The organism is Xanthomonas cissicola (genome assembly GCF_008801575.1).
Classification (GTDB): domain Bacteria; phylum Pseudomonadota; class Gammaproteobacteria; order Xanthomonadales; family Xanthomonadaceae; genus Xanthomonas; species Xanthomonas cissicola.
Genome location: NZ_VZPL01000053.1, coordinates 23,450 through 31,025 on the forward strand (window position 1 = coordinate 23,450; position 7,576 = coordinate 31,025).

5 protein-coding genes and 1 pseudogene are annotated in these 7,576 nt (G+C 62.7%); 4 read left to right on the plus strand and 2 right to left on the minus strand.

The features are described 5' to 3' along the window. Positions 1 to 230: 230 nt before the first annotated feature. Both ftsZ and lpxC read left to right on the plus strand, forming a co-directional pair. Positions 231 to 1,469 (plus strand): cell division protein FtsZ, encoded by a 1,239-nt coding sequence (ftsZ, locus tag F7R02_RS18415; protein ID WP_003485270.1) that lies wholly within the window; start codon positions 231 to 233, stop codon positions 1,467 to 1,469. Between the two features lie 236 nt (positions 1,470 to 1,705). Then, a complete protein-coding gene (gene lpxC, locus F7R02_RS18420; protein ID WP_003485269.1) occupies positions 1,706 to 2,617 on the plus strand; it encodes a UDP-3-O-acyl-N-acetylglucosamine deacetylase in 912 nt (303 codons plus the stop codon). A gap of 185 nt (positions 2,618 to 2,802) precedes the next feature. Here the strand turns inward: lpxC and F7R02_RS18425 are convergent, their stop codons facing one another. Further along, a complete protein-coding gene (locus F7R02_RS18425) occupies positions 2,803 to 3,249 on the minus strand; it encodes a DciA family protein (RefSeq protein WP_005910885.1) in 447 nt (148 codons plus the stop codon). Here F7R02_RS18425 and F7R02_RS18430 point away from each other — a divergent pair, their 5' ends adjacent. Continuing rightward, complete coding sequence (locus F7R02_RS18430) at positions 3,250 to 4,191, plus strand: M23 family metallopeptidase (RefSeq protein WP_003485267.1); 942 nt, start codon at positions 3,250 to 3,252, stop codon at positions 4,189 to 4,191. 156 nt (positions 4,192 to 4,347) lie between these two features. Continuing rightward, positions 4,348 to 7,086 carry a preprotein translocase subunit SecA gene (gene secA / locus F7R02_RS18435; RefSeq protein ID WP_078589243.1) on the plus strand — a complete coding sequence of 913 codons (2,739 nt, stop codon included), beginning with the start codon at positions 4,348 to 4,350 and terminating at the stop codon, positions 7,084 to 7,086. 384 nt (positions 7,087 to 7,470) lie between these two features. Here secA and F7R02_RS18445 read toward each other — a convergent pair. Beyond that, positions 7,471 to 7,576: pseudogene (locus tag F7R02_RS18445) on the minus strand (IS5/IS1182 family transposase); the annotation flags it as partial.

Consider the following 7,576-nt stretch of genomic DNA (forward strand, 5'->3'; position numbering starts at 1 on the left):
TTGAGTGGAGAGCGGTGAGAGCGGGCAGGGCGTAGTTTTTTTTGCGGTTCCGTCGAGGAAGCAGTGGTTGGCGTGGAGGTGATTCGCTGTTGCGATTCCCCATTTCCAACTTCCCATTCCCGGCATTCAAACAACAACATTCGCCGACATGCGGGTGTTGGGCTGGCGACGGAGCAATCCGATTCCCCATTCCCGATTCCCCATTCACGGCATCTAAAGAGGACACTGACATGGCACATTTCGAACTGATTGAAAAAATGGCTCCCAACGCGGTCATCAAGGTGGTGGGCGTCGGCGGCGGCGGTGGCAATGCCGTCGCGCACATGGTCAACACCAACGTCGATGGCGTGGAATTCATCACCGCCAACACCGACTCGCAGGCGATCAAGAACTGCGGCGCCAAGCTGCAGCTGCAGCTCGGCACCAACGTCACCAAGGGCCTGGGCGCAGGCGCGAATCCGGAAGTCGGCCGTCAGGCCGCGCTGGAAGATCGCGAGCGCATCATGGACGCGCTGCAGGGTGCGGACATGGTCTTCATCACCGCCGGCATGGGCGGCGGCACCGGCACCGGCGCCGCGCCGGTGGTGGCGCAGCTGGCCAAGGAAATGGGCATCCTGACCGTGGCCGTGGTCACCAAGCCATTCCCGTTCGAAGGCCGTCGTCGCATGCAGGTGGCGCTGAAGGGCATCGAGGAACTGAGCCAGCATTGCGACTCGCTGATCACCATCCCCAATGAAAAGCTGATCACCGTGCTGGGCCGTAACGCCACCATGATCCAGGCGTTCCGCGCTGCCAACGACGTGCTGCAGGGCGCCGTGCAGGGCATCGCCGACCTGATCGTGCGCCCCGGCCTGATCAACGTCGACTTCGCCGACGTGCGCACCGTGATGTCGGAAATGGGTCTGGCCATGATGGGCACCGGTTCGGCCCGCGGCGACGATCGCGCGCAGGCCGCTGCCGAAGCCGCCATCCAGAACCCGCTGCTGGACGATGTGAACTTGGCCGGTGCCAATGGCATCCTGGTCAACATCACCGCCGGCCCGGACTTCACCATGTCCGAGTTCGACGAGATCGGCCGCACCATCGAGGCCTTCGCGTCGGAAGACGCCACTGTGGTCGTCGGTACCGTGCTCGACCCGGACATGCAGGACGAAGTGCGCGTGACCGTGGTGGCCACCGGCCTGAACCGTGCGGTTGCCCGTCAGACCCAGCGTCCAGACCAGCGCGCACCGATCAAGTTGGTGCGCAATGCCACCACCGGCCAGCCGGAATTCGGCGATTTCGACACCACCAGCGGCGATGCGGTGTCCAAGGCCGTCGGCGGCAGCATGGGGCTGGGCCTGCGCCGTCCGAGCAGCGACTCGGTCGGCAGCGGCAGCCACAACAGCGGTGGCTCCTCGACGCCGGCGGCAGACCTGCCCAACGACTACCTGGATATCCCGGCGTTCCTGCGCCGCCAGGCCGACTGAGGAGCGTCGGCTGCGTCGCCACGGTGACGTAGCCCGTCCTACCCCGAAGCCCGCTTCGGGTTGCACCACCATGTCATGTCATTTCTGCCGGATCGGTGCCGATCCGGCAGCTTTTGCCATCGCGTGACTGACTGATTACGGTTGCCGTCACGCGCGACTTGTTAAAATTCGGATAATCTCAGCGGAATAGACAGCCGGTTCAGCGTCTGTCTGCATTGTTCATCCAGACTTCGCATATGACCCAGCAACGCACTCTCAAGAACACCATTCGCGCCACCGGCGTCGGCCTGCACAGCGGCGACAAGGTGTACATGACGTTACGGCCGGCTCCGGTCGATCATGGCGTGGTGTTCCGACGGGTGGACCTGGAACCGGTCGTCGAAGTCCCCGCAGATGCCGAACTGGTCACCGAGACCACGCTGTGCACCGGGCTGACCTGCAACGGCGCCAAGATCCAGACCGTCGAACATCTGATGTCCGCATTGGCGGGCCTGGGTGTGGACAACGTCATCGTCGAACTGTCCTCGGCCGAGTTGCCGATCATGGATGGCTCGTCCGGCCCGTTCGTATTCCTGCTGCAGTCGGCAGGCATCGTCGAACAGAGCAAGCCCAAGCGCTTCATCCGGATCACGCAGACGGTGGAAGTGCGCGATGGCGACAAGGTGGCGCGCTTTGAGCCGTACGAGGGCTACAAGCTTGGCTTCACCATCGAATTCAATCACCCGATGATTCCGGCCAAGCAGTCGCGCCAGGAAATCGAGTTTTCCACCTCGGCGTACGTCAAGGAAATCTCGCGCGCGCGCACCTTCGGTTTCATGCGCGACCTCGAGTACATGCGCGAGCGCAATCTGGGCCTGGGCGGCTCGATGGACAATGCCATCGTGCTGGACGAGTTCCGCGTGCTCAACGAGGACGGCCTGCGTTACACCAACGAATTCGTGCGGCACAAGATTCTGGACGCCATCGGCGACCTGTATCTGGCTGGCGGCGCCATCCTCGGCGCCTACGAAGGCTTCAAATCCGGCCACGCCCTCAACAACAAACTGGTGCGTGCGCTTTTGGCCGACCAGGCCGCCTGGGAATGGGTCAGCTTCCCGGAAGGCACCGAGCAGCCGCCGGTAACCTACGCCAGCCCTGTCTACGCTTGATGTCAGGGAATGCCCTGGTCGACGTTCGAAGTGTGAACCCGGTCGTATTTCTGGCCCGTTCTTAACATTTATTTAAGGCTTCTCTAACTCCTGCGGGCCACATGCCCGCTAGGATGCGTCGGGTCACGTGCGGTCTTCGCAACTCTTTCACGCACTGGCGGCCGCTCCGGATGGGCGGCACGGCTTCACCGTTTGGTCGGTAACACGTCCTGCAGAGAAGCCAATGCGTCGCGCAAGCCTTTGTGCGTCGCCTCGGATACAGGTTTGGGACGGTCGCGGTTCTGCTGCGTTGGGGAATGCAGCGGCACGGTTGCGGTCTTGACGGTCACCGCGGTGGCCTTCAGTCCGACGGATCGGGCGGCATCCAGGATTTGGGTTTCGGCAAGCCGCACCTTGGCATGCCAGACCGGCGAATCCACCAGAAAAACGAGCTGTTCGCCTCGGACATTGGCCAACCGGCAACGGGTGGACAGATGAGGTGGTAACAGGGGGCGCAACTGCCGGTCCAGCGCATCGAGCCACAAGGCTCGGCGCAAGGGGTCGCCAGCCTTTTCCCCCAGCGCGGCCTCGATGGCCGGTTGTGGAGTGGAAGGGTTACGTGCGTTGGACTTGGGCTTGGACATGACACTCATATGGCGTTGAACAAAGTTGTAATCAAATCTCGGCAGACCCGGGCGCAGCGTGTGGCCCGACAGTTCCAGGACTTTGCAGCGGATCGACCGATGGTGGTGCTTGGCGCGGTATTGGGCCTGGGCATGTTGATCGGCGTCGGTGCAAGCACCGCCACCGGCATGGTGACCAATTCGGCGCTGCAGGCCAAGGTTGCGCAGCAGCAGGCCGAGCTGGCCCAGGCGCAGCGCGCCTCGCAGGCGCAGGTCAATGCGCTGGCCGCCCGTCTGGGCGAGCTGCAAGCGCAGGCCACCCGCCTCAATGCGTTGGGCGAGCGCCTGACCGAAATGGGCAAGTTGAAGGACGGCGAGTTCGACTTCGACGAGCCGGTCGGCGTCGGTGGCGGCGATGAGCCGGTCAGCGATATGCCGGTGCAAGACTTCAAGGAGACGTTGGGGCAAGTGGAGCAGCAGTTCTCCGCCTCCGGCCAGCAATTGAACGTGCTGGCCTCGCTGATGTTCGATCATCAGCTGGAGCAGAATTCGGTGCCCTCGCGGATGCCGATCCGCAACACCTACATCACCTCCGGTTTCGGCGGCCGCGCCGACCCGTTCGACGGCGGTTCGGCCTTCCACAAGGGCGTGGACTTCCATGCCAACGTGGGCGACCCGGTGCTGTCGGTCGCCGATGGCGTGGTCAGCTACGCCGGTGTACGCGGCGGTTACGGCAACGTGGTCGAAGTGGATCACGGCAACGGTTATGTGACCCGCTACGCGCACAACTCGCGCCTGGTGGTGAAGGTGGGCGATCTGGTGCGCGCCGGCCAGCAGGTCGCGCGTGCCGGTTCCAGCGGCCGCTCCACCGGTGCACACGTGCATTTCGAGGTGTGGGCGGACGGGCGCGTGGTCAATCCGCGCAAATTCCTGGGTGAAACCACGCCAGTGGGACGTCAGGGGCGCGGTTGACGAGGGCGCGGGCCGCGCTTGATTCGTGAAGGCCCGCCCCAAGCTACAATAGGGTGTTGCCATCGACAGGGCGCAGTGCGCCCTGTTTCGTTTACGGCGGTCGGGTCTGTGGGGACCGGCGTCGGTCAAACCGTTCCTTTTCAACCGGTTTCTTCAATGATCAACAGTCTGCTTACCCGTGTCTTTGGCAGTCGTAACGAACGCCAGCTGCGCCAGCTCAACCGCCTCGTCACCCAGATCAATGCGCTGGAGCCGACGATCGAGAAGCTCTCCGACGCCGAGCTGCAAGCCAAGACCCCGGAGTTCAAGCAGCGGCTTGCCGCCGGCGAGTCCCTGGACAAGATTCTTCCCGAAGCCTTCGCGGTATGCCGCGAGGCCAGCCGACGCGTGCTGGGTATGCGCCATTACGATGTGCAGCTGATCGGCGGCATGGTGTTGCACCTTGGCAAGATCGCCGAGATGCGCACCGGCGAAGGCAAGACCCTGGTGGCCACGTTGCCGGTGTACCTCAACGCGCTGCAGGGCGAGGGCGTGCACGTGGTGACGGTCAACGACTACCTGGCGCGCCGCGACGCTGCGCAGATGGGCAAGCTGTACAACTGGCTGGGCCTGAGCGTGGGCGTGGTGTATCCGGGCATGCCGCACAGCGACAAGCGCGAGGCCTACGGCGCGGACATCACCTACGGCACCAATAACGAATTCGGCTTCGATTACCTGCGCGACAACATGGCGCTGTCGCGCGCTGACCGTTACCAGCGCAATCTGCATTACGCGATCGTCGACGAGGTCGACTCGATCCTGATCGACGAAGCACGCACCCCGCTGATCATCTCCGGCCCGGCCGACGAATCGCCGGAGCTGTACATCCGCGTCAATCGCATCGTGCCGCAGCTGACCCGGCAGGAAAGCGAAGAAGGCGAAGGCGATTTCTGGATCGACGAAAAGGGCAAGCAGGTGCATCTGTCCGAGGCAGGCATGGGCCACGCCGAAGAGTTGCTGTTGCAGGCCGGCATCCTGGAAAACGCCGAAGACGGGCTGTATGCCGCGCAGAACCTGAGCGTGGTGCATCACCTCAATGCGGCGCTGCGCGCGCATGCCATCTATCAGCGCGATGTGGATTACATCGTGCGCGATGGCGAAGTGGTGATCGTGGACGAATTCACCGGCCGCACGCTGTCCGGGCGTCGCTGGTCGGACGGCCTGCATCAGGCGGTCGAAGCGAAGGAAGGCGTGCCGGTTCAGCGCGAGAACCAGACCCTGGCCAGCATCACCTTCCAGAACCTGTTCCGCATGTACAAGAAGCTGTCCGGCATGACCGGTACGGCCGATACCGAAGCCTACGAATTCCAGAGCATCTACGGCCTGGAAGTTGTGGTGATTCCGACCAACCGCCCGACCGTGCGCAAGGATCATCCGGACCAGGTGTTCCTCAACCGCAAGGGCAAGTTCAATGCGGTGCTGGCCGACATCGAAGACTGCGCCAAGCGCGGCCAGCCGGTGCTGGTGGGAACCACCTCGATCGAGACCTCGGAGATGCTGTCCGAGCATCTGCGCAAGGCCGGGGTGAAGCACGAAGTGCTCAACGCCAAGCAGCACGAACGCGAAGCCACCATCGTGGCCAACGCCGGCCAGCCGGGCGCGGTGACCATCGCCACCAATATGGCCGGTCGCGGTACCGATATCGTGCTGGGCGGTTCGTTGGAATCGGAATATCACGCTCTCGGCGAAGACGCCACCGAAGACGCGCGCTTCAAGATCAAGACCGACTGGCAGCGTCGTCATGACGCGGTCAAGGCGGCCGGCGGCCTGCACATCATCGGTACCGAACGCCACGAATCGCGGCGTATCGACAACCAGCTGCGCGGCCGTGCCGGTCGTCAGGGCGACCCGGGTTCGTCGCGCTTCTATCTGTCGCTGGAAGACAATCTGATGCGGATCTTTGGTGGCGAGCGTGTGCCGAAGATGATGCGCATGCTGGGTATGAAGGAAGACGATGTCATCGAGGATCGGATGATCTCGCGCGTGATCGAGAACTCTCAGCGCAAGGTCGAAGCACATAACTTCGATATCCGCAAGAACTTGCTCGACTTCGACGACGTCAACAACGACCAACGCAAGGTGATCTATGCTCAGCGCGACGAGCTGCTGGACGCTGAGTCAGTCAAAGACAACGTGGAAGGCATTCGCGCCGATGTGATCCACGACCTGGTCGCACGCTTCGTGCCGCCGAACTCCGTCGATGAGCAGTGGGACCTGCAGGACCTGGAGGCGACGCTGGAGTCGGAGCTGGGCATGACGTTGTCGCTGACCGAGCTGGTACGGACGCAGGAAGAGATCGATGCCGAGCAGATCGCTGCCAAGGTGCAGTCGGCAGTGGATGCGCACTTCGCCGAAAAGGAAGCCGCCATCGGCGCGGACACCATGCGCGCGCTCGAGAAGCACGTGATGCTGACCGTGCTCGACCAGGGCTGGAAGGAGCATCTGGCCAAGATGGACTATCTGCGCCAAGGCATCTATCTGCGTGGCTATGCGCAGAAGCAGCCCAAGCAGGAATACAAGAAGGAAGCCTTCGAACTGTTCTCGGAGATGCTGGAGAACGTCAAGCGCGAGGTGATCAATTTGCTGGCGCGCGTGCGCATCCGCAGCGAAGAAGAAGTGGCCCAACTGGAAGAGCAGGAACGTCGTCAGGCCGAGGCACGTCTGCTGACTTCGCAGTTTCAGCATCAGGATGCCGGTGGTTACGGCGCCGACGAGGAAGCTGCCCAGGTGCAGGGCGGAAACGCGCCGGTCGCGGTCTCGCAGGTCACCCGCGACGAGCCGAAGGTCGGCCGCAACGATCCTTGCCCCTGCGGCAGCGGCAAGAAGTACAAGCATTGCCACGGTCAACTCAGCTGAGCTGAGTTGACCGTGGAGCAGCCCGCTTTGCGGGCTGCTCACCCGCTATCCGCAACGCGGATAGCGGGCTCACGGTGTTGCTCCCGATCCCCCACGCCTTCGGCGCGCCCCCCTTACCAAGGGGGGCTTTGCATTCGGAAATACGGCGATAGTTTTTTGCTAGCTGCGAAGTTGGGGGGTAAGTGCGGTGCTTGTTTGCCGTTGAGGCGGAGATTAGGAATTTGGGATTTGGCATTGGCATTGGCGATACCGGTGCAACCCCTGCGTTAGGGAAGGTCTGAATAACGAGGCCTGAGAGTGCGGGATGTCGCGTCGTTCCGAAGAGTGGCGTTTGAATCTTTGGAATTTCGCCATTTCTGGCGCTTTCCGTGGGAATTTCCTGGTTTACAGGCGCACGCTCCCCATAGCCGGCAGCAACTGCTTTCGCTTCATCCACAGATTGGAGAGCGCAAACAAGGTCAGCACGTGTGCGGTGTTTTTGGCCAGGCCG